This window comes from Rhodococcus sp. BH4, assembly GCF_002079265.1.
GTDB lineage: Bacteria > Actinomycetota > Actinomycetes > Mycobacteriales > Mycobacteriaceae > Rhodococcus_F > Rhodococcus_F qingshengii.
Genome location: NZ_CP014941.1, coordinates 3,878,040 through 3,904,778, shown reverse-complemented (window position 1 = coordinate 3,904,778; position 26,739 = coordinate 3,878,040). Strand labels below are relative to the sequence as shown.

The 26,739-nt window shown below is 63.8% G+C and carries 26 protein-coding genes; 15 read left to right on the top strand and 11 right to left on the bottom strand.

Annotation, left to right across the window (positions count from 1 at the left end; translation table 11 throughout):
• Window positions 1-6: 6 nt before the first annotated feature.
• From cysT to A0W34_RS17965, 3 genes are read left to right on the top strand one after another with little or no spacing between them, the layout of a single operon-like run.
• A complete protein-coding gene (cysT, locus tag A0W34_RS17975; protein ID WP_030536617.1) occupies window positions 7-855 on the top strand; it encodes a sulfate ABC transporter permease subunit CysT in 849 nt (282 codons plus the stop codon).
• Window positions 852-1,658, top strand: a complete 807-nt coding sequence (gene cysW / locus A0W34_RS17970) for a sulfate ABC transporter permease subunit CysW (protein ID WP_003944503.1) — start codon at window positions 852-854, stop codon at window positions 1,656-1,658. The genes cysT and cysW overlap by 4 nt, the downstream gene beginning before the upstream one ends.
• On the top strand, window positions 1,655-2,704 hold the full coding sequence (locus A0W34_RS17965; protein ID WP_081558036.1) for a sulfate/molybdate ABC transporter ATP-binding protein: 1,050 nt from the start codon (window positions 1,655-1,657) through the stop codon (window positions 2,702-2,704). The genes cysW and A0W34_RS17965 overlap by 4 nt, the downstream gene beginning before the upstream one ends.
• Before the next feature lie 125 nt (window positions 2,705-2,829).
• On the opposite strand, the gene A0W34_RS17960 is transcribed toward A0W34_RS17965, so the two are convergent.
• The 7 genes from A0W34_RS17960 to A0W34_RS17930 form a co-directional block, all read right to left on the bottom strand.
• Entirely contained in the window at window positions 2,830-3,726 is an 897-nt protein-coding gene (locus tag A0W34_RS17960) for a universal stress protein (RefSeq protein ID WP_064689230.1), read from the bottom strand.
• Between the two features lie 55 nt (window positions 3,727-3,781).
• The gene (locus A0W34_RS17955) at window positions 3,782-4,558 is read right to left on the bottom strand and encodes a DUF998 domain-containing protein (protein ID WP_030536614.1); all 777 of its coding nucleotides are present in this window, start codon (window positions 4,556-4,558) and stop codon (window positions 3,782-3,784) included.
• 94 nt (window positions 4,559-4,652) lie between these two features.
• Window positions 4,653-5,408: a sirohydrochlorin chelatase gene (locus A0W34_RS17950; protein WP_081558035.1), complete on the bottom strand. Its 756-nt coding sequence runs from the start codon at window positions 5,406-5,408 to the stop codon at window positions 4,653-4,655.
• Between the two features lie 4 nt (window positions 5,409-5,412).
• A complete protein-coding gene (locus A0W34_RS17945; RefSeq protein ID WP_020969973.1) occupies window positions 5,413-6,699 on the bottom strand; it encodes a sulfate adenylyltransferase subunit 1 in 1,287 nt (428 codons plus the stop codon).
• Window positions 6,699-7,634, bottom strand: a complete 936-nt coding sequence (gene cysD, locus A0W34_RS17940) for a sulfate adenylyltransferase subunit CysD (RefSeq protein ID WP_007731054.1) — start codon at window positions 7,632-7,634, stop codon at window positions 6,699-6,701. The genes A0W34_RS17945 and cysD overlap by 1 nt, the downstream gene beginning before the upstream one ends.
• Entirely contained in the window at window positions 7,631-8,344 is a 714-nt protein-coding gene (locus A0W34_RS17935) for a phosphoadenylyl-sulfate reductase (protein ID WP_047270796.1), read from the bottom strand. Before A0W34_RS17935 ends, cysD begins: the two co-directional genes overlap by 4 nt.
• Entirely contained in the window at window positions 8,341-10,068 is a 1,728-nt protein-coding gene (locus A0W34_RS17930) for a nitrite/sulfite reductase (RefSeq protein ID WP_063316224.1), read from the bottom strand. Before A0W34_RS17930 ends, A0W34_RS17935 begins: the two co-directional genes overlap by 4 nt.
• 502 nt (window positions 10,069-10,570) lie before the next feature.
• Between A0W34_RS17930 and hemW the strand changes: the two genes are divergently transcribed.
• On the top strand, window positions 10,571-11,797 hold the full coding sequence (gene hemW / locus A0W34_RS17920; RefSeq protein WP_042450186.1) for a radical SAM family heme chaperone HemW: 1,227 nt from the start codon (window positions 10,571-10,573) through the stop codon (window positions 11,795-11,797).
• Between the two features lie 35 nt (window positions 11,798-11,832).
• Window positions 11,833-12,453 (top strand): CG0192-related protein, encoded by a 621-nt coding sequence (locus tag A0W34_RS17915; protein ID WP_054782177.1) that lies wholly within the window; start codon window positions 11,833-11,835, stop codon window positions 12,451-12,453.
• 3 nt (window positions 12,454-12,456) lie between these two features.
• On the opposite strand, the gene A0W34_RS17910 is transcribed toward A0W34_RS17915, so the two are convergent.
• Window positions 12,457-12,780: a type II toxin-antitoxin system VapB family antitoxin gene (locus tag A0W34_RS17910; RefSeq protein WP_003944521.1), complete on the bottom strand. Its 324-nt coding sequence runs from the start codon at window positions 12,778-12,780 to the stop codon at window positions 12,457-12,459.
• A 157-nt stretch (window positions 12,781-12,937) separates the two neighbouring features.
• On the opposite strand from A0W34_RS17910, the gene hrcA reads away from it, so the two are divergent.
• From hrcA to A0W34_RS17885, 5 genes are all read left to right on the top strand, one after another.
• On the top strand, window positions 12,938-13,981 hold the full coding sequence (gene hrcA, locus A0W34_RS17905; protein ID WP_003944583.1) for a heat-inducible transcriptional repressor HrcA: 1,044 nt from the start codon (window positions 12,938-12,940) through the stop codon (window positions 13,979-13,981).
• An 80-nt stretch (window positions 13,982-14,061) separates the two neighbouring features.
• Window positions 14,062-15,213 carry a molecular chaperone DnaJ gene (gene dnaJ, locus A0W34_RS17900; RefSeq protein ID WP_003944460.1) on the top strand — a complete coding sequence of 384 codons (1,152 nt, stop codon included), beginning with the start codon at window positions 14,062-14,064 and terminating at the stop codon, window positions 15,211-15,213.
• 2 nt (window positions 15,214-15,215) lie between these two features.
• Window positions 15,216-15,977, top strand: a complete 762-nt coding sequence (locus A0W34_RS17895) for a 16S rRNA (uracil(1498)-N(3))-methyltransferase (protein WP_003944495.1) — start codon at window positions 15,216-15,218, stop codon at window positions 15,975-15,977.
• 123 nt (window positions 15,978-16,100) lie between these two features.
• Complete coding sequence (locus tag A0W34_RS17890; protein ID WP_003944568.1) at window positions 16,101-17,339, top strand: L,D-transpeptidase; 1,239 nt, start codon at window positions 16,101-16,103, stop codon at window positions 17,337-17,339.
• Window positions 17,340-17,353: 14 nt separating this feature from the next.
• Entirely contained in the window at window positions 17,354-18,130 is a 777-nt protein-coding gene (locus A0W34_RS17885; RefSeq protein ID WP_081558034.1) for an alpha/beta hydrolase family protein, read from the top strand.
• On the opposite strand, the gene A0W34_RS17880 is transcribed toward A0W34_RS17885, so the two are convergent.
• Entirely contained in the window at window positions 18,122-19,726 is a 1,605-nt protein-coding gene (locus A0W34_RS17880; protein WP_054187677.1) for an MFS transporter, read from the bottom strand. The genes A0W34_RS17885 and A0W34_RS17880 overlap by 9 nt on opposite strands.
• Window positions 19,727-19,854: 128 nt before the next feature.
• On the opposite strand from A0W34_RS17880, the gene A0W34_RS17875 reads away from it, so the two are divergent.
• The 5 genes from A0W34_RS17875 to era all read left to right on the top strand — a co-directional run bounded on the left by A0W34_RS17875 (window position 19,855) and on the right by era (window position 24,610).
• Window positions 19,855-20,550, top strand: a complete 696-nt coding sequence (locus A0W34_RS17875; protein ID WP_081558033.1) for a TetR/AcrR family transcriptional regulator — start codon at window positions 19,855-19,857, stop codon at window positions 20,548-20,550.
• 112 nt (window positions 20,551-20,662) lie between these two features.
• The gene (locus A0W34_RS17870) at window positions 20,663-21,751 is read left to right on the top strand and encodes a PhoH family protein (RefSeq protein WP_081558032.1); all 1,089 of its coding nucleotides are present in this window, start codon (window positions 20,663-20,665) and stop codon (window positions 21,749-21,751) included.
• Between the two features lie 48 nt (window positions 21,752-21,799).
• A complete protein-coding gene (gene ybeY / locus A0W34_RS17865; protein WP_003944525.1) occupies window positions 21,800-22,342 on the top strand; it encodes an rRNA maturation RNase YbeY in 543 nt (180 codons plus the stop codon).
• Between the two features lie 21 nt (window positions 22,343-22,363).
• Window positions 22,364-23,668: a hemolysin family protein gene (locus A0W34_RS17860; protein ID WP_003944509.1), complete on the top strand. Its 1,305-nt coding sequence runs from the start codon at window positions 22,364-22,366 to the stop codon at window positions 23,666-23,668.
• Between the two features lie 24 nt (window positions 23,669-23,692).
• Window positions 23,693-24,610 carry a GTPase Era gene (era, locus tag A0W34_RS17855; protein WP_003944451.1) on the top strand — a complete coding sequence of 306 codons (918 nt, stop codon included), beginning with the start codon at window positions 23,693-23,695 and terminating at the stop codon, window positions 24,608-24,610.
• Here era and A0W34_RS17850 read toward each other — a convergent pair.
• Window positions 24,607-25,158, bottom strand: a complete 552-nt coding sequence (locus tag A0W34_RS17850) for a TetR/AcrR family transcriptional regulator (RefSeq protein ID WP_081558031.1) — start codon at window positions 25,156-25,158, stop codon at window positions 24,607-24,609. The two genes, era and A0W34_RS17850, sit on opposite strands and share 4 nt — an antisense overlap.
• Window positions 25,159-25,162: 4 nt before the next feature.
• Complete coding sequence (locus A0W34_RS17845) at window positions 25,163-26,581, bottom strand: amidase (RefSeq protein WP_042450174.1); 1,419 nt, start codon at window positions 26,579-26,581, stop codon at window positions 25,163-25,165.
• Window positions 26,582-26,739 lie beyond the last annotated feature (158 nt).

The following is a 26,739-nucleotide window of genomic DNA, read 5'->3' as shown; positions in this document are numbered from 1 at the left end:
ACTGACGTGACTGACACTATTGACCCCACCCCCGTGGCTCGTCGGCGAAAACTCGCGCGGGTCACGGGGAGTGTGGGGCCGCTCGGAATCGGAGTGGCCACCCTGTGGCTCTCCGTCATCGTTCTGCTTCCGCTCGCCGCGTTGACCGCCACCGCGTTCGACGAGGGGATCTCCGGATTCTGGGACGCCGTCACCGCACCCGTCGCCTTGGCGTCGTTGCGCGTGACGTTGTTGGTCTCGGTGATCGTGGCATTGATCAACGTCGTGATGGGCACGATCATCGCGTGGGTGCTGGTCCGGGACGACTTCCCGGGCAAGCGCATCGTCAACTCGATGATCGATCTGCCGTTCGCGCTACCGACCATCGTGGCATCGATCGTGCTGCTGTCCCTCTACGGCCCGCAGTCACCGATCGACATCCATCTCAATGCGACCCAGCCCGGACTGATCGTGGCATTGGCCTTCGTAACCTTGCCGTTCGTCGTCCGTTCCGTGCAGCCGGTGCTGATGGAGGTCGACCGCGAAGTCGAGGAAGCCGCTGCGTCGTTGGGAGCTTCCAACTGGACGATCTTTCGCTCGGTTGTTCTCCCGACGTTGGCGCCTGCCGTCATCTCCGGTGCGGGCCTCGCGTTCGCCAGAGCGATCGGTGAATACGGCTCGGTCGTTCTGATCGGCGGCAACATCCCACGCGTGACACAGATGACGTCGCAGTACATTCAGCAGCAGATCGAGATCGATCGTCCGACCAACGCCGCTGCCGTCTCGGTAGCGTTGCTGGCCATCGCATTCGTGACGCTGTTCGTCCTGCGAATCTTCGCCTCGCGGGGACAGCGACGTGAGGAGAGTTCCCGATGAACGTGTCCAGAGGATCGAAGATCGGTCTGCGGACCATCGCTCTCGTCTACCTGTTCGTGTTGCTGGTCGTGCCGATCGGTGTGATCCTGACGCGAACGTTCGAGAACGGAATCGGCCCGTTTCTCGAATCGATCACGACACCGGCAGCGATCTCCGCGTTGAATCTTTCGCTGATCATCGTGGCGATCGTGGTCCCGATCAACGTCGTGTTCGGTGTGGTCACCGCTCTGGCACTCGTGCGTGGTCGGTTCCCGGGCCGCGGAGTTCTGCAGTCGGTGGTCGACCTGCCCTTCGCAGTCTCGCCCGTCGTCGTCGGTGTGTCCTTGATTCTTCTGTGGGGTGCCAACGGTTGGTTCGGAGGCATCGAATCGTTGGGGTTCAAGGTCATCTTCGGGTTGCCAGGCATGGTGATCGCGACGATTTTCGTGACGCTGCCCTTCGTCGTCCGGGAAGTCGAACCCGTACTTCACGAGATCGGCGACGAGCAGGAACAAGCAGCCGCGACGCTCGGTGCCTCGGGCTGGCAGACGTTCTGGCGGATCACCTTGCCCGCGATCCGTTGGGGCCTGACATACGGAATCGTGTTGACGGTGGCGCGTTCGCTCGGTGAATTCGGCGCAGTCATCATGGTCTCTTCCGGCTTCCCGGGGGTATCCCAGACACTGACGTTGCTGGTGCACTCGCGATACATCGACGACCACAACACCTTTGGTGCGTATTCGGCGGCAACGCTGCTGATGGGCATCGCCATCATTGTCCTGTTGCTGATGACGCTGCTGGACCGTAAGAGGAGCACCACATGATCACAGTGACCGGGGCCCGCAAGAACTACGGTGATTTCGCGGCGCTCGACGACGTGACGGTCAACATTCCCTCGGGTTCGTTGACGGCATTGCTCGGGCCCAGTGGCTCGGGAAAGTCGACGTTGCTGCGTTCGATCGCAGGGCTCGAAGAACTCGATTCGGGAACCATCACCATCGCAGGCAAGGACGTCACCGGCGTGTCGCCGCAGAAGCGTGACATCGGTTTCGTGTTCCAGCACTACGCGGCGTTCAAGCACATGACGGTGCGGGACAACGTGGCGTTCGGGCTCAAGATCCGCAAGCGCCCGAAGCCGGAGATCGAGAAGAAGGTCAACGAACTACTGGGGATCGTCGGTCTCGACGGCTTTCAGCATCGGTACCCCGCGCAGCTCTCCGGCGGTCAGCGTCAGCGCATGGCGTTGGCACGCGCTCTGGCTGTGGATCCGCAGGTGCTCCTGCTCGACGAGCCCTTCGGCGCGCTCGACGCGAAGGTGCGTGCCGACCTGCGCACGTGGTTGCGTCGCCTGCACGACGAGGTGCACGTCACCACCGTCCTGGTCACCCACGACCAGGAAGAGGCTCTCGACGTCGCCGACCGCATCGCGGTGCTGAACAAGGGGCGGATCGAGCAGATCGGTGAACCTGCCGACTTGTACGACCGCCCGTCCAACGACTTCGTGATGTCCTTCCTCGGATCCGTCGCGAAGCTCAACGGGCAGTTGGTCCGTCCGCATGACATCCGTCTCGGCCGGGATCCGAGCATGGCTCTCGCGCAGGAATCCGGAACGGCCGAGTCGCTCGGCGTCACACGCGCAACAGTCGAGCGCGTCGTGTATCTCGGCTTCGAGGTTCGAGTGGACCTGCGCAACGAGGCAACCGGCGAGCTCTTCTCGGCTCAGGTCACGCGCGGTGACAGTGCAGCGCTGCACCTCGAGGCGGGGGAGACGGTGTACGCGCGTGCTACCCGGGTGCCGGATCTGCCGGAGAACCCGGTGTCGACGCCGGTGCAGGAGCCGGTCACGGTGAGCGTGGTCGGCCAGGTATGACCCGCTCGCCCTGTTTGACCTGTTGTACCCCCACTCCTGTTTGAGCGAACGGCACTTTCGGCCTCCTGATGGCGCCGAAAGTGCCGTTCGCTCAGAGCAGGTGGTCGGGCAACAGCGAGACGAGTTCAGCCCTCTCGGCAGACGAGGACCGGGCACTGGGCGTGGTGGATGAGGCTCTGACTGGTCGATCCGACTATCGACGCCATGAACGGGCTGCGGCCGTGGCTACCGACGACTACGAGTTGCGCTTCCGCCGAGTGCTCGAGCAGTGCCTTCATCGGTCCGCTGCGCTGGACACTGCGGGTGACTTCGACATCGGGGTACTTCTCCGTCCAGCCGGCGAGGCACTCGGACAGCAGTGCATGCTCATGCTGTTCGTACGGTCCCCAGTCGACGAAGCGCCTGGCTTCGGAGTACCCGCCCAGCGAGGCGTGCTCGTTCCACGTGTGGACCGCAACCAAAGGTGCGCCGAGGAACGCGGCAAATTCGAAGGCATGCGCGACGGCGAGTTCGCTGAGCTTGCTCCCGTCGACGCCGACGACGACGGGCCTGGTGTCGGCCATCGCGTGATCACCCGTACCGCGGAATACGGCCACGGGACAGTGCGCACGGTTGACCACCCGAATGGTGTCGGATCCGAGAAACACGGACTGCATTTCGCTGGTACCGGCCTGACCCAGTGCAACGATGCGAGCCGACTTCGAGAGTTCGACGAGTGTGGTTGCGGGAGTACCGGTCACGAGGCCACGTTCGACGGTGACGTCGGTGTGATCATCGCGGATGGCGTCCTCGGCCTCGTCGAGCAGTTTTGCACCCTCGACGCGAAGGTGGTGGTCGAACATCTCTTCGTCGGTGACGTTGGTACCGCCACCGGACTCGGGTTGTCCTGGCAGCACGTGGGTCAGGCGAAGTGGTTCGTCGAATCTCTTTGCAGCCGAAGCTGCCCACCTCGCGGCGTTGACCGCGCTTGCCGAGCCGTCGATACCGGCCACGATTCCGTGTCGAACAGATGCACTGGTCATGGAAGTCTCCTCGCGTCGCCTCCTTACCAGTGTGTCCCTGCTCACCCCCGGTTCGCTACAAACCGGTCAGCTCCCGTGGTGCGAGAACGTCGGTGGGCACTGCCGCGCGAGATCGACGCGGGCGCAACGACAACAGAGCGGTGATGAATCCGTTACCGGACAGTGTCAGTTCCACGTTCTTCAACACGGTTCGGCGCATCAACGCGAGCAGGGCCGCGACGCCGGTGACGGCCATCCACATAGGCAGCGGGTACAGCGTCAGGCGTTCACCAAGGCCGAAAGTGAGGGTTCGTCCGAGAAGCAGTACGGCACCGACGATTCCGGTAGCCGCGCACAGCCCTGACCACACTGCGATCCATTTGCTGTGCTTCCAGAATTGAATTGCCATGAGGACGAGAACGGCATGACGTGCGACGAAGCCGGGAAGTACGGCGGTCCAATGAACGAAGGTCCCGTCGTTCGCCGGGAAGAGGCCGGTGGCCGCGGTGCTCAATGCAACGACGACGGCAAGACCGAGAATCCACTTCTTCGCACGACCGTCCGGAATGTACTTGTGCAGCAAGGCCGCACCGAGGATGGTGAGCGCACCGAGGATCATGAAGGCCGCGTTCATCACGTCGTGCATCGGCGAACATGAATCCACGCTGCATGTCGTCACGCCCAGCGAACTGATGGAGTCGCGCGCGAAGCTGTACGGCGTCTTCCATGCTCCGGCTGTGAAGATTTCGACAAGCAGGTAGAGCACCGACAGGACCCATGCGATGCCGGCTGTGCCGAGGCGAAGATTGTGAGTGATGGTGTTCCCTCTCGCGGCGCTCTGAGGGGATTGCACCCAAAGATCTGTTTCGCAGGCGAAGGAGGTACCTTCGCGAGCTGGACAGATCCAACACTACGGTAACAATCTGATAACGGCCTGTGAAACCGAATCAGGCGGAGCGGACCAGACGGCCGGGTAGTGCATCAGCGACTTGTCGGTAACGGTCGATCATCGTTTCGATCAGTAGAGAGTGCCCACCGATCGTGTCGGCGAAACGCGCGCGCGGACATGCAGTTGCTGCGGCAGCGCTGAGTCGATCGGTCAGTAGGCCGGGAGCCAAGAACCACGGCGCGACGACAACACGTTCGGCGCCGTCCTGCTCGAGTGCGGAGATCGCCTGGGCAACTGTCGGTTCCGCGGATGTCGCGAAACAGATTCGAACGCCCGACCAGTTGGTTCCGCCGAGGAGAGTGGACGCCAATTCTGCGGTCGCGGCATTGGCGCGCGCATCGGACGAGCCGACTGCCGCAAGAGCGACACCGACCGACGGATCGTCCGGCCGGGCACCCGCTTCGAGAATTCGCTCGCGTACTGCCTCGATCAGCCGAGCATCGCGACCCAGTACGTCTGCTTGGAACACGGTCAACTGGGGGTGGCGTGTCGCGGCAGCGGCCAAGAGTCCGGGCAGATCTACCCGGGCGTGGAAGGCATTGCCCAGCAGCATCGGAACAACAACGGCGTGAGTGTGGCCGTCGTGTGCAACCCCGTCCAGGACCTGATCGATGGACGGTGCATTGAGGTCGAGAAACGCCAGCCGGACATCGAGGTCTGGCCGGACTTCACGAAGAGCTGCCACAGCAGCCGCGATCACCCGAGCAGAACGGGGATCACGGCTACCGTGCGCAACAGCGATGAGCGGAACCATCGACTTAGACGCGCTCGCCCAATTCGACAGCGGAAATGACGTCGCCCACCAGGCCGGCTGCGAGAGTGTTTCCACCAGCGGGATCGATCAGCAGGAAGCTGCCGGTGTGGCGGTTGACGGCGTAGTCGTCAGCCACGATCGGCTCGGCCACCCGGATGGAGATCTTGCCGATCTCGTTGAGCTCGAGAGTGTCCGGGCCCTGATCCGTGGTGAGGTCCTGCTCGTTGAAGCGTTCCACCAAACTGCCCACGATGGCCTGCGTCGTTCGCGTGCCGTGCTTGAGCAGCAGACGTGCACCGGGGCGCAGCGACTTCTCGGCCAGCCAGCAGACAGTGGCGTCGAATTCGCCGATCGGCTCGGGTGCGTCGGACGGCGATGCGATGGTGTCGCCGCGAGAGACGTCGACGTCGTCGGCCAGGATCAGCGTGACGCTGCGTCCGGCGTGGGCGACGTCCAGTTCGCCGTCGGCCGTGTCGATACGTGTGACGGTGGTGCGCGTACCCGAGGGCAGGATCACCACTTCGTCGCCGGGCACGACGGAACCTGCAGCGACCTGACCGGCGTAGCCGCGGTAGTCGAGGAACTCTGCGGTGCGGGGGCGGATCACGTACTGCACCGGGAAACGCAGACCGACGCGATGTGGCTCGGCGTCGACCGGAATTGACTCGAGGTGCTCGATCAGTGTGGGGCCGGTGTAGTACGGGGTCTTGTCGGAGCGGATGGCGACGTTGTCACCGTGCAGTGCCGACACCGGGATCTCGACGACGTCTTCGCTTGCCCAGCCAAGTGAGCTGGTGAGTTCGTTGAACTCGGCGGAGATCGAGGTGAAGACCTCTTCGGGGTTCTCGACGAGGTCGATCTTGTTCACGGCGAGAACGAGCTTCGGGACACCGAGCAACGCGAGAACCGCTGCGTGCCTGCGAGTCTGCGCGATGACGCCCTTGCGAGCATCGACCAGCAGGATCACGAGCTGAGCCGTCGAGGCACCGGAGACAGTGTTGCGGGTGTACTGCACGTGGCCCGGTGTATCGGCGAGCACGAAGGTGCGCTTGGGGGTCGCGAAGTAGCGGTACGCCACGTCGATCGTGATGCCCTGCTCACGCTCGGCGCGCAGTCCGTCCACCAGGAGCGAGAGGTCAGGGGTGTCGAGACCGCGGTCCACCGACGCACGGGTCACGGCGTCGATCTGGTCGGCGAGAACGGATTTCGTGTCGTACAACAGGCGGCCCACGAGGGTGGACTTTCCGTCGTCGACGCTGCCGGCAGTTGCCAGTCTGAGCAGATCGCTCATCAGAAGTAGCCCTCTCGCTTGCGGTCTTCCATGGCCGCTTCGGAAACTCGGTCGTCGCCACGGGTCGCGCCGCGCTCGGTCAAACGTGATGCCGCAACCTCGGCCAGGATGGCCTCGTTGTCAGCGGCATCGGAGAGAACAGCACCGGTGGTCGAACCGTCGCCGACGGTGCGGTAACGCACCGAAAGGGTCTGCAGCTCTTCGCCGTCAGCCGGTCCACCCCAGACGCCGGGCGTCATCCACATGCCGTCGCGCTGGTACACCGGACGCTGGTGGGCGTAGTAGATGCTGGCGAGTTCGACGTTGTCGCGGGCGATGTAACGCCAGATGTCCAGCTCGGTGAAGTTGCTGAGCGGGAAGACGCGCACTTGCTCGCCGGGGGAGTGGCGACCGTTGTACAGGTTCCACAGTTCCGGGCGCTGCTTCTTGGGGTCCCACTGACCGAAAGCGTTGCGCAGCGAGAAGATCCGCTCCTTGGCGCGGGCCCGCTCCTCGTCGCGGCGAGCGCCACCGAAGACGGCGTCGAAGCGGTTCTCGGAGATCGCGTCCAGCAACGGCACGGTCTGCAGAGGATTGCGGATACCGTCGGGACGCTCGGTGAGGCGGCCGTCCGCGATGTACTCCTCGACGCTGGCCACGTGCAGGCGCAGGTTGTACTTGGCCACCACGTGGTCGCGGAAGTCGAGGACTTCCTGCAGGTTGTGGCCGGTGTCGACATGCAGCAGGGTGAACGGCAACGGCGCAGGCCAGAATGCCTTGATCGCCAGGTGCAGCAGCACGGTGGAGTCCTTACCGCCCGAGAAGAGAATGACCGGGCGTTCGAACTCGCCGGCCACCTCTCGGAAGATGTGGATCGCTTCGGACTCGAGGGCATCGAGAGTATCGAACTGTGTGCCGTCGAGCTGAGGCCGCGAAGGTGTCAAGTCAACTGTCATGATGCGTGCAACCCGCATTCTGTCTTGGAGGCACCGGCCCAACGACCGCTACGCGGATCGCTGCCGGGGGCTGGCTTGCTGGTGCAGGGTGCGCAGCCGATGGACGGATATCCCTCGTCGACAAGGGGATTGACGAGGATGGAATTGGTATCGATGTAGTTCTGCATCTCCTCGTCCGACCAGGGAGCGATCGGGTTGATCTTCACGAGTCCGAAGGCTTCGTCGAAGGAGATCAGGGGAGCGTTGGCGCGGGTGGGCGCTTCGACGCGGCGGATGCCGGTCACCCACGCGCTGTACCCGGACAGTGTCTGCTTGAGCGGCGCGACTTTGCGTAGTGCGCAGCAGCGGTTGGGATCACGGGCGAACAGATCCTTGCCCTCGGCGACATCCTGCTCGGCGACGCTTGCCAGCGCACGAGCGTTGATGACGTTGACGCCGTACACCTGCTCGACCGCGTCACGCGTGCCGATGGTTTCGGGGAAGTGGTAGCCGGTGTCGAGGAAGAGTACGTCGACGCCCGGATGCACCTGTGCGGCAAGGTGAACCAACACCCCGTCCTGCATGTTCGACGCCACGATGTACGAGTCACCGAACGTGTCCTCGGTCCACTGCAACAGTTCCTGTGCGCTGGCTCCGTCGAGTTCTATTGCACCGCGCTCGGCGATGGACCGAAGCTCGTCGGCAGTTGCTCGCGAAATGTCCACTGTCATCGCAAATCTCCTTCGTCTGCGCGCACTGCCCATTCGGCGAACCGTTCACCTTCGTTGCGGTTCTTGACGAACTGACGTACGACGCGGTCGATGTAGTCACCCATCTCGACGCTGGTGACCTTGTGCTGGCGCAGCTTGCGTCCGAAGGCGCTGTCGAATCCGAGGCTGCCTCCCAGGTGAACCTGGAAACCCTCGACTTGATTCCCCTCACCGTCGTCGACGAGCTGGCCCTTGAAGCCGATGTCGGCGATCTGCGAGCGAGCGCAGGAGTTGGGGCAACCGTTGATGTTGATGGTGATCGGCACGTCGAGCTGGCTGTTGATGTCGGCAAGACGCTGTTCGAGTTCGGGCACGAGCACCTGCGAACGCTTGCGGGTCTCGGCGAACGAGAGCTTGCAGAACTCGATGCCGGAGCAGGCCATCAGGTTCTTGCGCCAGTGCGACGGACGGGCGGGAAGACCCAGCGCGTCGAGATCGGCGATGAGCGGCTCGAGCGTCTCGTCGGCGACGTCGAGGATGATCAGCTTCTGGTACGGAGTGAAGCGGATCCGGTCGCTGCCGGCCTTCTCGGCGGCGTCGGCGACCTGAGCCAGGATGTCTCCCGAGACGCGGCCGGCGATCGGAGCGAAACCGACTGCGTTGTGGCCGTTGCGGGTCTTCTGGATACCGACGTGATCGATCGGGCGCTTGGGCTTCTCGGGCGCGGGGCCGTCGATGAGCGGACGCTTCAGGTACTCGGTCTCGAGAACCTCGCGGAACTTCTCGATACCCCAGTCCTTGACGAGGAACTTGAGCCTGGCCTTCGCGCGCAGACGGCGGTAGCCGTAGTCACGGAAGATCGAGACGACGCCCTCCCAGACATCGGGGACCTCGTCGAGCGGAATCCACGCGCCGACGCGCTGCGCCAGCATCGGGTTGGTGGACAGTCCGCCGCCGACCCAGAGGTCGAGGCCCGGGCCGTGCTCGGGGTGGTTCACGCCGATGAAGGCGATGTCGTTGATCTCGTGAACGACGTCCTGCTGACCGGAGATAGCGGTCTTGAACTTGCGCGGCAGGTTGGAGTACTTGGGGTCGCCGATGTAGCGGCGCACGATCTCGTCGATCGCCGGGGTGGGATCGAGGACCTCGTCGAGCGATTCGCCGGCCAGGGGAGAACCGAGGACGACGCGAGGGCAGTCACCGCACGCTTCGGTGGTCTTGAGCCCGACGGCTTCGAGGCGCTTCCAGATCTCCGGGACGTTCTCGACTTCGATCCAGTGGAACTGAACGTTCTCACGGTCCGACAGGTCGGCGGTGTTCCGGCCGAATTCCTTCGAGATACCGGCGATGGTGCGCAGCTGCTCGACGTTCAGAGCGCCGGCGTCGCAACGCACGCGCATCATGAAGTACTTGGCCTCGAGCAGGTCGATGTTCTCGTCGCCGGTGAAGGTGCCGTCGTAGCCTTCTTCGCGCTGGGTGTAGAGACCCCACCAGCGGAAGCGGCCGCGAAGGTCGCCCTTGTCGATGCTGTCGAAGCCCTGCTTGGAGTAGATGTTCTCGATGCGGGCCCGAACGTTGAGCGGGTTGTCGTCCTTCTTGGCCTGCTCGTTGGCGTTGAGAGGCTCGCGGTAACCGAGGGCCCACTGACCTTCGGCGCGACGCTTGGCGGGACGCGCAGCGCGTGCAGGCCGGGCTTCGGCAGCTGCCGAATCGGCGGGTGTGGCGGCGTCGGTGGTCGACGTCATCGATGAACTCCTGGATCTGGGCGGTTGATCGGCACGCGGCACGCACTATCGATGAACTGTGGCGGTGTCTGATCGGGACGCACCGGTCCGTGTCGGAAATCGAGGGGGCTGTCCTCGGTCTCGGAAAGCTCGCGGCCGGCAGGTGTGCTCACGAAAACGAACAGCTGGAGAAGCTGCGTCCCTGAAAAGGCATGTCTCTGCAGAGAGTGTTTCGGTGAAGCAGATGGAGATGAGCGGGAAAGGCTGGAAGATCAGTGAAAGATCAACAGCTACACAGGTGCAGACACGACGAGCTGCACACACGCTTGAAGTCGACATGGCGACGCGCCACAAGTCGCACTCCGAGTCCGGTCATGCGGACCATTGTGCCACGTCAACTCGATAATTCCGACTCGGGCGCATATTTCCACGAAAAACGGGGGAAATATCGAGTTCAAGCCGTGCGCCGACCTGCATCGCAGGCTGAATAGGTGTGCGTTCCGGATGCTGGGACACTGGAGGTGTGAATGCCACCAGCACGACTCCCACTCGACAGAGCGAGGCGACGCCCTTCGCCTTGCCCGCGCGATCGCTCGAGGGTGTCGGGAAACGGCCGTTCGGGATCTACATCCACGTCCCGTTCTGTGCCACCAGGTGTGGGTACTGCGATTTCAACACCTACACGGCCGGTGAGCTCGGAACCTCGGCGTCGCCGCAGTCGTGGCTGGAGGGTCTGCGGCGCGAACTCGATCTCGCGGCCGAGATGACGGGCGCCCCGGCGGCGGAGACGGTGTTCGTGGGCGGTGGAACGCCGTCGCTGCTCGGTGGCGACGGATTGTCCGACGTGCTGTCGGCGGTGCGGAGCAGCTTCGGCTTGGCGTCCGGCGCCGAAGTGACCACGGAATCGAACCCCGAATCGACGTCGCCGGAGTTCTTCGGTGCTCTCCGCAGTGCCGGATTCACCCGGATTTCCCTCGGCATGCAGTCGGCCGCCCAGCACGTGCTGAAGATTCTCGACCGCACGCACACTCCGGGCCGCGCCGTCGCTGCCGCGAAAGAGGCTCGCGCAGCTGGTTTTTCGCACGTGAATCTCGATTTGATCTATGGAACCCCGGGGGAGCGCGATCAAGACCTGGACGCCTCACTCGATGCGGTCCTCTCCGCCGATGTCGATCACGTCTCGGCCTACGCGTTGATCGTCGAGGACGGCACCGCCATGGCTCGCAAGGTCAGGCGCGGCGAGCTGCCCGCCCCGGACGACGACGTGCTGGCCTCGCGGTACGAACGAATCGATTCACGCCTGTCCGAGGCAGGCTTGCGGTGGTACGAGGTCTCCAACTGGGCAAAGGCGGAAACCGCGGACTCCGGTGACACCCGGTGCCGTCACAACCTCGGCTACTGGGACGGCGGTGACTGGTGGGGTGCCGGTCCGGGCGCGCACAGCCACGTCGGCGGAGTGCGGTGGTGGAACGTCAAGCACCCGGCGCGGTACGCGGAACAGTTGGCGCTCGGCGAACTTCCCGTCGGCGGCAGCGAAGAACTGACCGCCGAGGACGAACACATGGAGCGAGTCATGCTGACCGCACGGTTGCGTACGGGACTTCCGTTGTCGGAACTGTCTGCATCCGAACGTCTTTCGGCCGAACAGGTGGTAGTCGACGGGTTGGCCGTGATCGAGAACGATCACGTGGTTCTCACCGACCGTGGTCGCCTGCTCGCCGATGCGGTGATTCGCACGATCCTGACCTGACGCGCCACCATCCTTCGCCGCGTAATGTGGCCGTGGTGGCCATCATTCATCGTGCGCAGCTGAATCCGTCCAAGAACGACCTGCTCCGAGCGTGGGTGCCCAAGCAGCCGTGGCTCGGGTCGGTCGACTGTTCGACGCTCGAACGCGTCGACGCCTATCGTTTCGACGACCCGGACGGCGAGGTCGGAATCGAGACGCACCTGATGCGCTCTGCCGACGGTCGAATTCTTCAGGTCCCGCTCACTTATCGTGGTGCTCCGCTGGACGGGGCGGAGACCGCACTGATCGCAACTATGGATCATTCGGTACTCGGCGAACGGTGGGTTTACGACGCATGCTGTGATCCGGTCTACGTCAGCGCGGTGGCGACCGCGATTCTGACCGGTGGGGCCGGAGTCGAACTGGTCTTCGCGGACACCGCCGATCACATCCCCGTGACGGCTCACGTAGTAGGCAGCGGTACGGCCCACTCTTCCGTACCGGCAGTCGAATCGGTGACCTGCTCGACAGTCGGCACCGACACGATCATCCGCGCGGGAAGCCTGGAACTGACTGTGGCGAGAGTGATCGACGCAGATCGAGTCTCGGACTCGGAGACGCTCACCGGAACCTGGCCGGGGCAAACGACACCTGCGTTGCTCGTGACTATCGCCTGAGCGTCAGCGGACTCCCTCGATGACACCGGGCATCGCGTCGAAGTCGAAGACGCGCGCGTGCAGCACGACGCGGTTTCGCAGGGCCGAACGAACCGCTCGGTGCAGACCGTCCTCGAGGTAGAGAGTGCCGCGCCACTGCACTGCGTGCGGGAACAGATCGCCGTAGAAGGTCGAGTCCTCCGACAGCAGGCGATCGAGTTCGAGGACCTTCGTGGTGGTCACGATCTCGTCGAGTCGAACCTGACGTGGGGGGAACTTCGACCAGTCGCGTAGAGACAGTCCGTGATCGGGATACGGTTTGCCGTCCATCACGCCTTTGAAGATCATGTGCCGCCTTGTCCATGGTTGTGCGATCGACCTTTCGCCGATCTCACTCCACAGTAAGGGCAACAGCCGTCTCTGGCGCTCGGGCGATTAGACTGCCAGTGGAAACCGATGTGTAAATGTCGGTGTTCGTTCTTTTCAGGAAACGGAGGTGGCAACGATGTCGAGTACCGACGACAGGCGTTTCGAGGTCTTACGTGCAATCGTGGCCGATTACGTCTCCACCCAGGACCCGGTGGGATCCAAGGCACTGGTCGAGCGTCACAACCTCGGAGTGTCGAGCGCCACTGTGCGCAACGACATGGCATTCCTCGAGGCCGAGGGCTACATCGCCCAACCGCACACCAGTTCCGGCCGCGTCCCCACCGACAAGGGATACCGCGAATTCGTCGATCGCATCGCCGACGTCAAGCCCATGTCCGGGCCCGAGCGTCGAGCGATCCTCGAGTTCTTGGAGTCGGGTGTCGATCTCGACGACGTTCTGCGCCGCGGTGTACGACTGCTCGCGCAACTGACCCGTCAGGTCGCGGTTGTCCAGTACCCGTCGCTGTCCGCGTCGTCGGTTCGCCACCTCGAGGTGGTCGCGTTGACGCCGGCGCGCCTGCTTCTCGTTCTCATCACCGATTCCGGCCGCGTCGATCAGCGAATCGTCGAACTCGGAGACGTCCTCGAAGACGAAGACCTTTCCCGGTTGCGCACGCTTCTCGGCGGAGCACTGGAAGGCAAGCGCCTGGCCGCCGCGTCGATTGCCGTGGCGGAACTGGCCGACGAGTCTCCGGCCGACCTTCGCGACGCCGTGATCCGCTCGGCAACGGTTCTGGTCGAGACCCTGGTCGAACATCCGGAAGATCGTCTCGTTCTGGGCGGAACCTCGAATCTCACGCGCAACGCCGCCGATTTCTCCGGTCTGGCCGGCTTCCCCGGTTCGCTGCGCGCAGTGCTCGAAGCACTGGAAGAGCAGGTAGTGGTCCTCAAACTGCTCGCTGCGACGCAGAACTCCGGCACGGTCACCGTTCAGATCGGTGAAGAGACGCAGGTCGAACAGATGCGCGGAACCTCCGTGATTTCGACTGGCTACGGCGCGGCCGGTACCGTTTTCGGTGGTGTCGGTGTGCTCGGACCCACTCGGATGGACTATCCGGGAACAATTGCATCGGTTGCCGCCGTTGCCAGATACATCGGCGAAGTTCTCTCCGAGCGATGACGGACGTCGACATTCGTCGGCACGCCTCCTCGCGAGGACTGAGGAAAACCTAGAAGTAAGAGAAGGACGAGAGACTCAACGTGGCACGGGATTACTACGGATTGCTCGGCGTCGACAAGAACGCGACAGACCAGGAGCTCAAGCGCGCTTACCGCAAGCTGGCACGCGAACTGCACCCGGACGTCAACCCTGACGAGGCGGCGCAGGCCAAGTTCAAGGAGATCTCGACGGCCTACGAGGTCCTGACCGACCCGGAGAAGCGTCGCATCGTCGATCTCGGCGGAGACCCGCTCGAGTCCGGTGGTGGCGGCGGTGGTGGCTTCGGCGGCGGATTCGGTGGCGGCGGCCTCGGCGACGTCTTCGAAGCATTCTTCGGCGGCGGTGGCGGCGCAGGTCGTGGGCCGCGCGGTCGCGTTCAGCCCGGAGCCGACTCGTTGCTTCGCACCAAGCTGACCCTCGCAGAATGTGCGACGGGAGTCAGCAAGCACGTGACCGTCGAGACGGCCATTCTGTGCGACAGCTGCACCGGAGCCGGAACCAACGGCGACTCCAAGCCTGTCCGCTGTGAGACCTGCAACGGTGCCGGCGAAGTTCAGTCCATCCAGCGCTCGTTCCTCGGTCAGGTCATGACCTCGCGTCCGTGCCCGACGTGCCGCGGTGCCGGTGAGACCATCCCGGATCCCTGCCACAAGTGTGGCGGCGACGGCCGAGTTCGGGCCAAGCGTGACATCACCGTGAAGGTTCCCGCGGGCGTCGCCGGTGGCATGCGCATCCGTTTGACCGCGCAGGGTGAAGTGGGCCCGGGCGGCGGACACCCCGGCGACCTCTACGTCGAGATCGTCGAGCAGCAGCACGATGTCTTCGTTCGAGACGGTGAAGACCTGCACTGCACGATCCGCGTTCCGATGGTCGACGCAGCGCTCGGTACGACTGTCACCGTCGACACCATCATCGACGGCCCCAAGGAAATCACCATCGAGCCAGGCACCCAGCCCGGACACGTTGCTGTTCTTCGCGGTCATGGCATGCCGAAACTGCGGTCGGGAGTGCGCGGCGACGTGCACGCTCACCTCGAGGTGGTCATCCCGAGCCGTCTCGATCACAAGCAGTCCAAGCTGCTCAAGGAATTCAAGCTGCTCCGCGATCGTGACGAGGCCGAGGTTGTCTCGACGGCCTCGCAGAACAGCGGTGGATTGTTCTCGCGTCTTCGCGAAGCATTCAGCGGCCGCTGACGGTGGCCGCAACGGTCTTCTTTCTCGACCCGGTTCCCGGCGTCGGTGAAATCGCAGTTCTGGACGGACAGGAGGGTCGCCACGCGGCCACTGTCCGCCGGATCGGCGTCGGTGAGCGATTGGTGTTGGCCGACGGCCGAGGCCGGGTAGCCGACGCCGAGGTGACGAGCGTCGGCAAGGACCGCCTGGAACTGTTGGTCAGTGACGTTCAGGTTCTCGAGCAGCCCAAGCCGTTGGTGACCCTCGTTCAGGCACTTCCCAAGGCCGAGCGTTCCGAGTTGGCCGTCGAACTGGCGACCGAGGCGGGGATCGACGCGGTGATCCCGTGGCAGTCCTTGCGTTGTGTCGCCAAGTGGGAGGGCCCCAAGCTCGCCAAGGGCGTCGCACGCTGGCGAAGTGCGGCAGTGTCTGCGGCAAAGCAGTCCAGACGCGCGTTCGTCCCGGAAATTGCGGAACTGCACAAGACGCCGGCGGTGATCGCGTTGGTTCGTGACGCCGTTGCCCGTGGCGCTGTGGTTGCGGTGCTTCACGAATCGGCGACGACGCCGTTGGCCGGTTTGCCGCTGGCGAGCGCGGACGAGGTATTTCTGGTTGTCGGTCCCGAAGGTGGGCTCGACGATTCGGAGATCAGCGCGTTGTCGGAGGCCGGGGCCACTCCGGTGCTTCTCGGCCCGACGGTCCTGCGCACGTCGACCGCCGGGGCTGTTGCTCTGGGCGCGATCGGAGTGCTGACCGATCGCTGGGGACCACGGCCACTGCACTGATCTTGTTGTGATCCCGAGCTGAATCGGATCCGGCGCTCAGCGAAGTGTCAGATTTGCGCACTATCGTAAGGACGTCGGGGGTCGCCTTCGGCGTGAGTTGGTTCGGGGATTTCAGGAGGCCAGATGTTGTCACGTGCGCATATGCGAATCGTTGGAGCGGTGTGTGCCGCGGCGGCGTTGATGCTCGTCGCGGGGTGCACGGTCTCCACCGGAGACAACACGGGTTCCTCCAGCAGCGCCGTCACCACTACCCCGACCAGCGAGGCTCTCGTCACCGTCACCCCGGCGGACGGCGGAACTCCGGTGAGTCCACTCGACCCCATCGAGGTCCAGGTCGCGAAGGGAACACTGACGACCGTCGCGCTGACCAACCCCGAGGGTAAGGAAGTCGCCGGTATCACCACGCCGGACAAGACGTCCTGGAAACCGAGCGAACCACTCGGATACGGCAAGACCTACAAGCTGGTCGTCGACGCCGTCGACGCGAATGGTGTTGCCACGACCAAGAACACGACGCTGACCACCGTCGCGCCGAGTAACCAGACCCGGGCGTACATCAATACCACCGGTGGCGCCTCGATATCGGACGGTGGCACGTACGGTGTCGGCACCGTCGTCGCCGTTCATTTCGACGAGTTGATCGGTGACAAGGCCGCGGCCGAGAAGTCTCTGCTGGTCACAACCAATCCGCCCGTACAGGGATCGTGGTACTGGGTCGACGGTCAGAACGTTCACTGGCGACCGCAGAACTACTACGCACCAGGCACGACGGTCTCGGTGAACGCGAACATCTACGGCAAGCAGCTCGGCAACGGACTGTACGGCCAGCAGGACGACACCGTGTCCTTCAAGATCGGCGACTCCCACGTCTCGGTCGCCGACGACAACACCAAGATGGTGACCGTCTACGAAAACGGTCAGGTGATCAAGGAAATGCCGACCTCGATGGGAATGGGCGGCACCGAGACGATCGGCGGCACGACGCTCTCGTTCTGGACCCAGCCCGGCACGTACACCGTGATGGACAAGGCAAATCCCGTCATCATGGATTCGTCGACCTACGGTCTGCCGATCAACTCGCGCCTCGGCTACAAGGAATCCATCAACTGGGCCACCCGCATCAGCACCGACGGTATCTATCTTCACGAGTTGGAGAGCACCGTCTGGGCGCAGGGAAACACCGACACCTCGCACGGTTGCCTCAATCTCAGTGCGGCCAATGCCAAATGGTTCTTCGATTTCTCGCAGCCGGGAGATGTCGTCGAAATCAAGAACACCGGCGGCGCTCCGCTGGAGGTGTGGCAGAACGGCGACTGGACCCTTTCCTGGGCAGACTGGGCCGCAGGCAGCGCCCTCGCCTGAGATAGATTTCCTCGGTGCCTCGATTCAAGATTCCGTACGGCCGACACGAGCAGCAGTTCGGGCATCTCTACGTTCCCGACGGAGTCGCTGACGGCCCGATCCCGGTCGTCATGCAGATCCACGGCGGCTTCTGGAGCGGGCAGTACGGATTGACTCTGGGCACCGCATTTGCCGTCGAACTCGCGCGGCACGGCGTCGCGGTGTGGAACATCGAATACCGCCGTCTCGGGGCGGGCGGTGGTTGGCCGGAGATGTCCGCCGACGTGAAAACGGCGTACGACGAAATCCCCGGACTGGTTGCCGGGAAGTCCTCGGCCGAATTGGATCTGAATCAGATTCGCTTGCTCGGGCATTCGGCCGGAGGACATCTTGCAGTGTGGCTGGCGGGGGAGAAGGACACGTTCACCCGGCCTGAACGGGTCATCGCACAGGCGGCCGCACTCGATGTGGCGTCGGCAGGCGAGCGTGGACGACGGATCAGCTTCATCGAGGATCTGTTCGGCGTTCCGTTCGACGCGGACCCGGATCTGTATCGCAGTGCGTCGCCGCAGCATCGATTGCCGATCGGCGTCCCCGTTGTGTGCGTCACGGGTGCGGAGGACCTGCAGGTGCCGGCCAAGGTGAGCTCCCGGTACGCGAAAGCCGCGGAAGCGGCTGGTGATCCCGTGGCACTGCGTGTGATCGAGGGCGAAGGACACGACGCATTTCTCTCACCCTCGACCGAGTCGTGGCGGGTCTCCCGCGAGTTGGTTCTCGCCGAAGACCCGCTGGCTCCGAGCACGTCAGACTGACGCGGGGTCCACTTCCACAGGGGCCTTCTTGCCCGGCAGGATGAACGCCACGACAACTGCCCCCACGAACAGTGCAAGACCGCCCGCCCAACTGGCCGCCGAAATCGCGTCGGCGTAGGCACTGCCTGCGGCGTCGAGCAACGGCCCTGCCTGAGCTGCAGCCAACGGGTTGCCTGCCATCTCTTCGGCGACCAACGAAGCGCCGCCGACGGATTCGCCCGACACCTCCATCGCGTACGCGGCCTGTTGTGCAAGTTCGCCCGTCAACTGCGGAACCTGCATTCCATCGATGAATCCGGCAATCGAATCCTTGTAGCTCGCAGCGAGGATCGAGCCGAGGATCGCGATACCCAGCGAGCCGCCGAGTTCGATGGCGGTGTCGTTGAGGCCACCCGCAGCACCGAGATCGTCCTCGGAGAAGTTGTCCATGATGGCGTCGGTGGCCGGCGGTTCGCTGAGACCGATGCCCAGGCCGAGCAGGATCAGTGGGACTGCGAACATCCAGTAGCCCGAATCGCCGTCGACCTGCGTGAGAATCAGAACGCCGATCGCGGCGACCACCATGCCGCCGACGATGGACGCCCGGACGCCGATCAGCGGAGTGATCCGCCCACTGACAACGGCGCCGATCGAAACGGCAATTGCCAAGGGCAGCAAACGAACACCGGTTTCGAGTGCGCCGTAGCCGAGGATGAACTGGAACTGCTGTGAGATGAAGTAGATGGCGCCGAAGGCGGCCAGGAACAGCAGAAGTACGGCGAGCGTCGCGCCGCCGACCATGCGCTGGCCGAGCTTACGGACGTCGAGCAGTGGCTGCGGGTGACGCAGTTCCCAGACGACGAACGAGACGAGGCCGATCGCAGCGAGTACCGCGGCACCGATGGGTCCGCCGGTCCACCCGAAGTGGAATCCGTTGATGATCGAGTACACGAGCGAGCCGATGGTGACCACCGAGAGTGCGCCGCCGATCCAGTCGATCCGGCCCAGGTGCTCGGCCTTGCTCGGCGGCACCAGAATTACGGCGGCGACGGCAGCGACTGCGGCGATCGGGACGTTGATCAGGAAAGTGATGCTCCAGGAATGACTGTCGAGAATCCATCCGGCCAACAGCGGACCGAGTGCAATCGCGAGACCCGACGTCGCCGCCCACGCCGCGATGGCGCGTGATCGCTCCGCTTTGGGAAAGGTAGCGACCAGAAGCGAAAGCGTCGCGGGCATGATGATCGCGGCGCCGACGCCCATGATCATTCGTGCCGCGATGACGGCGTTGGTGGTGTCCGCGATGCTGCCGAAGACGGCGCCGCCGGCGAACACGGCGAGTCCGGCGAGAAGTGCGCCGCGGCGACTGTACTTGTCACCGATCACGCCGAACAGCAGCATCAATGCGGCGTAGGGGACGGTGTAGCCGTCGATGACCCATTGAAGTTGCGTGCTGGTGAGGCCGAGGTCTCTGGTCATGTCCGGCGCCGCGACGATCAGCGCGGTATTCGCCATCACGACGATCAGCAGACTCAGGCACAACACCCCGAGCGCGGCCCACCGCCGTGAGTACGGCTGGTCCATCTCCGAGACAGGTTTGCTCATGAGTGTCGTCATGACGCGACTCCGTTCCTGATGATCGAAGACACTCCTCGATCTATTTGCACACTGATGTGTAAGTTAATAACTTGCACACCGATGTGCAACTATGATTGACCTAGATCACAGTTGGGCAGTCGAAAGAGGTGGAACGCGCGTTGACGCATTCGGGCACAGTCGTTTCGGGAACTGCCGAATCGGGCGGACGGCAGCGTCGTAGTCAGGCCGCGGCCAATCGCAATCGCATCATCGAGGCGGCGATCACGGCGTTCGCTGCTGATCCGGATGCGAGCATGGACGACGTCGCAAAGGCCGCCGGTGTGGTCAGGCGAACCGTGTACGCGCATTTCGACAGCCGAGAGGCGCTGATCAACGGCATCGTGGACGAGGCGTCGACCGATCTCGTAGCTGCGCTGAGCCAAGCCGGCGAGCCGCCCGAGCGCCCGGATCTGGCGACTGCCGTACTGGCATTGCTGTCATGGCCGGTCGGTGATCGCTTCCGGATGCTGCTCAGCTTTGCTCGCAAAGAGTTGGGGGAGCAGCGGATTCTCGATCTGATGGAGCCCGCGCGCGCCGTGAGTATCAGCGTCGTCGAGCGCGGTCAGCGTGACGGAACCTTCTCGAAATACCTGCCGGCCGAGACTCTGGTAGCGATGACCGAGGCGATCACGATCACTTTGTTCGATCAGGCCAACAGTGGGCTCATCACGGACTCGGGCGAATCCTTTGCCGCCGTGTGCCTGGTCATCGCGGGTATCGGTCCGGACAGAAGCTCCGAGATCGTCGCCGAAGCGTCGGAGTGGATCCGCGAATCGCTGCCGTCCGGTCGCCGCGAGGATTAGGCCGGGACGATTAACAAGTGGGCCGTGTCCGACTCTGGCGCTAGACTTCGAAGTATCGAGGCTCACGAGTCGAGTGGGCTGATCGGACCAGAAAGCAGGCCATATTCACCACGTGAGTGAACACAGTGAACTCGACGGGAACCGTGTAACCACCATCACCGAGCGCGCTCTGCCCGCAGAGCGCACCGTCCGTTCGAGTATGGATCTGGCGCCGGAGACCGTGCGTCAAATCCTGGGGGCGACGGACGAGAATCTCACCGCGATCGAACGTGAGCTTCGTGCCGACATTCATGTACGTGGCGGAACCATCTCCTTGTCGGGGACGGCTGCAGACGTGGCGCTGGCAGAACGTGTGTTCAGTGAATTGGCGTCGCTGGCCGGTCGAGGGCAGCCCATTGCCCCGGACGCTGTTCGACGAACCATCGGCATGCTCACCAACGAGGTCGGCGAGTCTCCGGCCGAGGTGCTCTCCCTCGACATTCTTTCGCGTCGGGGCAAGACGATTCGGCCGAAGACCCTCAACCAGAAACGCTACGTCGACGCCATCGACGAGAACACCATCGTGTTCGGAGTCGGCCCGGCCGGTACCGGCAAGACCTACCTCGCCATGGCCAAGGCCGTTCAGGCGTTGCAGGCCAAGCAGGTCTCTCGGATCATCTTGACCAGGCCGGCAGTCGAGGCCGGCGAGCGACTGGGCTTTCTGCCCGGCACGCTGCACGAGAAGATCGATCCGTATCTCCGCCCGCTGCACGACGCATTGCACGACATGATGGATCCCGAGGCGATTCCGAAGTTGATGCAGGCCGGAGTCATCGAGGTCGCTCCGCTCGCCTACATGCGTGGCCGGACGCTCAACGACGCCTTCATCATCTTGGACGAAGCGCAGAACACCACGGCCGAGCAGATGAAGATGTTCCTGACCCGCCTCGGGTTCGGTTCCAAGATCGTGGTCACCGGAGACGTGACCCAGGTCGATCTGCCGGGCGGGGCCCGTTCGGGTCTGCGCGCGGCATCCGAAATCCTCACCGGGATCGACGATATTCATTTCGCCACTCTCGACAGCAGCGACGTCGTACGTCATCGGCTGGTCTCTCACATCGTCGACGCTTACGCGCGTCACGAATCGGATCGGTCCGGCGAGTTGGCGGTCGGAAACCGGGCGCAGCGCCGCGCTGCACATGCTCATTCACCGCGACGGTAGGCTGAGCGACGCATCAACCCCTACTTTTCCCAGGAAAGAGCGTCGCACATGAGCATCGAGGTCTCGAACGAATCGGGCATGGACATCTCCGAACCGGAGTTGATCAGCGTTGCCCGTTTCGTGATCGCTCGGATGGATGTCCATCCGGCGGCCGAGCTGTCGATGGTTCTCGTCGACTCCGCGACGATGGCGGATCTGCACGTTCGCTGGATGGACCTGCCGGGTCCGACCGACGTCATGTCGTTCCCGATGGACGAACTCGAGCCGGGTGGCCGTCCCGATTCCCCCGAGCCGGGGCCGTCGATGCTCGGCGACATCGTGCTGTGTCCGTCTTTCGCCGCGGATCAGGCTGACAAGGCCGGGCATTCACTGGCTCACGAACTTGCCCTCCTGACCGTCCACGGTGTGTTGCACCTTCTCGGCTACGACCATGCGGAGCCGGAGGAGGAGAAGGAGATGTTCGGCTTGCAGAACAGCCTCCTCGAAGAGTGGTACGAAGACCTTCGCCGTATCGACCGCGAAGCAGCACTGGCCGAACGCGATCAGAAGCTGCTCGGTAAGACCGGTTTCGTCGACGGAGTGGACCGATAACAGTTATCCGGGGGTTCTGTAGTGAGTAGCGCCATAGCGCTCTTTGTTCTGGCGATTGCTCTTGTCCCGGTCGGTGGTGTGTTCGCGGCCGTCGACTCGGCGCTCAACACCATTTCGTCGGCGCGGATCGACGAGATGGCAAAGGAAGAGCGAGCCGGCGCCGCGCGAGTGCAACGCATCCTGACCGATCGCCCGCGATACGTGAATCTGATGGTCCTGCTTCGCATTTTGTGCGAGATCACGGCCACCGTCGTACTCGTGGGCGGCCTGATCGACGTCCTCTCGCTGGGCTGGGCACTGACCGTCACCGCGGTGATCATGGTTCTCGTCTCGTACGTGGTCATCGGCGTCGGACCGAGAACGCTTGGGCGCCAACATGCGTACTCCATCGCGATGGCCGCGTCGCTGCCACTGCTGTGGATCGGGGTTCTGCTCGGGCCGATCAGTCGCGTCCTGATCCTCGTGGGTAACGCATTGACCCCGGGTAAGGGCTTCCGCAACGGCCCGTTCGCGTCGGAAATCGAGTTGCGTGAACTCGTGGACATGGCGCAGGAACGTGGCGTCGTGGCCGACGAAGAACGCCGAATGATCCAGTCCGTCTTCGAGCTTGGAGACACGTCGGCACGCGAGGTGATGGTGCCGCGCACCGACATGGTGTGGATCGAGAACGACAAAAATGCCGGGCAGGCGACGTCGTTGGCCGTCCGCAGTGGTCACTCGCGCCTGCCGGTCATCGGGGAGAACGTCGACGACGTGCTCGGTGTCGTCTACCTCAAGGATCTGGTCAAGCAGACCTACCACCTGCCCGACGGCGGCCGGAACGTCAACGTCTGCGACGTCATGCGGCCCGCCGTCTTCGTTCCCGACTCGAAGCCGCTCGACAGCTTGCTGGCCGAGATGCAGCGCGACCGCAACCACATGGCGATACTCGTCGACGAGTACGGCGGAATCGCCGGGCTCGTCACGATCGAGGACGTCATCGAAGAGATCGTCGGTGAGATCGCCGACGAGTACGACGAGGACGAGACGCCGCCCATCGAGGATCTCGGTGACGGAATGTTCCGCGTATCCGCGAGACTTCCCATCGAAGACCTCGGTGAATTGTTCGATCTCGAACTCGAACTCGACGAGGTGGAGACCGTCGGCGGGCTGATCGGATACGTACTCGGCCGAGTGCCACTTCCCGGTTCCGAAGTGGAGTACGACGGTTTGATCCTGCGCGGCGAGGGAACCAATACGGGCCGAGGCCGGGTACGCATCAGCACGGTGTTCGTGCAGCGCATCCCGCCGTCCGAAGACGAAGAGACAGAAGACACCGATGACTGAGCGAGAGTTCAGCGAGGAGCAGTTATGAGCAAGAACGAATTCCGGTCAGGCTTCGTGTGTTTCGTGGGTCGACCCAATACGGGCAAGTCCACGCTGACCAACGCGTTGGTCGGCAGCAAGATCGCGATCACGTCCTCGCGCCCGCAGACGACGCGCCACACGATTCGCGGCATCGTTCACCGCGAGCATGCGCAGCTGATCCTGGTGGACACCCCTGGACTGCACAAGCCCCGCACTTTGCTCGGGCAGCGCCTCAATGACCTGGTTCGCGACACGTACTCCGAGGTCGACGTCATCTGCCTGTGCATCCCGGCCGACGAGGCCATCGGGCCCGGAGACCGCTGGATCGTGCAGCAGGTCCGTCAGATGGCGCCCAAGACCAAGCTTGTCGGCATCGTGACCAAGATCGACAAGGTCAGCCGCGACGCCGTCGGAAAGCAGTTGCTCGCGCTGTCCACCCTGCTCGGCCCCGAATCCGAGGTCGTTCCGGTGTCCGCGAAGTCGGGTGAACAGGTCGAGATCCTGGTCGACGTCCTCGCCGGTCTGATGGACGAGGGCCCGGCCTTCTACCCGGACGGCGAATTGACGGACGAGCCCGAAGAGGTGCTCATGGCCGAACTGATCCGTGAGGCTGCGCTCGAGGGGCTCGGCGAAGAATTGCCGCACTCTTTGGCTGTGGTGATCGAGGAGGTCATCCCGCGTGAGGGTCGCACCGAGAAGCAGGGCGAGATGCTCGACGTGCATGCGTTGCTCTACGTCGAGCGGCCCAGTCAGAAGGGCATCGTCATCGGTAAGGGCGGGGCGCGTCTGCGGGAAGTCGGTACCAGTGCGCGCCTGCAGATCGAGAAGCTGCTCGGTGTGCGGATCTTCCTGGAGCTGCACGTCAAGGTCGCCAAGGACTGGCAGCGCGACCCGAAGCAGCTCGGCCGGCTGGGCTTCTAGGGCCGGAGGACCCTGAGGATCGCCGCGCCGATGTCCTGCTCGTCGACGCCGGTGGCCAGGCGTCGGAGTTGGAGGCCGGTGATGACGGCGACGAGCGTCGATGCAATCGACTCCGGATCAGGTACACCGAGTGCCGTCAGAATCGTGACGGTCAAATCGTCGTAGGCGGCGAAGCATTCGACGGCGACTTCGTGGAGTTCGTGGTCGCGCCCGGCGGCGATGTACATCTCGAACGGCGCGATCCGCTCGGCCGAGAACGAAAGATCTCGCGTCACCTTTTCGGCTATTGCCGCGGCGTCCTCGACGCTCAGACCTTTGTCGCGGTACTCCTCGGCCAAGGCGCGCAGGCGCGTCGTCTCGTCTGTCACGAAACGAGACAGAGCAGCGCGGAGCATGTCCGACTGGCTGGCGAAGTGATACGTGATCGATCCGAGTGAGACGCCGGCCTGCGCGGCGATGCGCCGGTTGCTCACACCCGGGATGCCGTCGGTACCGACGACGTGCAGAACGGCGTCGAGTATTTGCTCGCGAACGTCCCGGTTACTCATCGGGTCACCACCACGGCTCGGGGCGGATCTGATCCCAACGTAGGACCGATTCCAATTGTGAAGCGAGGGAGACCAACAGAGGTTCGGTGTTCTCGTTGCCCATCAACTGCGCACCGATGGGCAGGCCGGCCTTGCTGAATCCGGCCGGCACGTTGACCGAGGGCCAGCCGAGGACATTCCACGGCCACGCGTAGGGGCAGGCGCCGGTCATGACCTTGTCGGTGTCCCAGCCACCGATGCCGTCGATCGCGGTCGCCATGATCGGTGGAGTTGCCGTCGTGGGTGCCAGGACGACGTCGTAGGTGTCGAAGATCGCTCCGATCCGCTTTCGCATCCGCGGCTCGGCTGCGCGGGCCGCGCGCAGAGGTGCGCCGCGAAGTAGCTTGCCGTTCTGGGCATTTCCACGTGTTCTGGCATCGACGAGTGTCGGGTCGGGAACGCGTCCGAGCCAGTCGTGGACCCCGACGAGTGAGCGGGGCAGAAAGTTCAGGCCGAAGATCAGGCCGTATGCGGGATCGTCGACGACGACGTGGTGTCCGAGTTCCCGCAGCGTGTCGGCGATCGAATGCACGGCCAGGCGCACTTCCGGGTCCAGCTTCACGGGAGTGGCGGTGAACGGATTGCGAAGGGAAAGCGCGATTTTCAGTTTTCCGGGGTCGCGTCCCACCGCGTCGCTGACGGTGACCGGTGTCGGCTTGTGGAGGTCGCCGTCATGGTTGCCGGCAGCGACGTCGAGCAGCAGTGCCGCGTCGGCGACGGTGCGAGCGAGCGGGCCGTTGACCGTCAGGCCGTAGAACGCTTCGGCGTCGGGCCAGGTGGAGATGCGCCCGCGCTGCGGTTTGATTCCGACGAGGTTGGTCCAGGCCGCAGGGATTCGGATGGAACCGGCACCGTCGGAACCGATTCCGGCGCTGACCAATCCGGCGGCGACGGCCGCGGCGGTGCCGCCCGACGATCCGCCTGGAGTGTGGTGACGCGACCACGGATTGCGCGTGTAACCGAAGGCTGAACCGCTCGTAAGGGGCCACTGGCCCAATTCCGGGCTGTTGGTCTTGCCCACGATCACTGCGCCGGCGTCGCGGAGGCGTCGAACCATCTCCGAGTCCTCGGTCTTGGCCGGGAAATCGCCAGGGCAACCGAAGGCGGTGGGTTCGCCGGTGATGTCGACGTCGTCCTTCACTGCGATCGGCACGCCGAGAAGAGGTAGGCGCTCGCCGAGTGCGAGACGCCTGTCGGCCTCGGCAGCTTCCTCGAGTGCCTTCTCGCGCCGCACGATCTTGAACGCATTGAGGTGAGGCTGAGTGGCCTCGATCCGGCTCAGCGTTGCCTCCGTGGCCGCGACGGACGAGGTGGCGCCCGAGGCCAGACTCGCAACCTGGTCGACAAGACCGGGGGCGAGATCGTGGTCGGTTCGAGAAGTCATCAGGTTCCCTTCGCAAAACTGTTCGTTCGAACGAACAGTAACTTGTTTCAGTATTAGTGAACTTCGGTTTCGCGTCAAGATCGCGTCAAGACGCCAGGTCAGTGCGTAAGCGGATCGTCAGAGACGCGGAATCGGCCTTTCCGGAGGTCGAAGCTGAG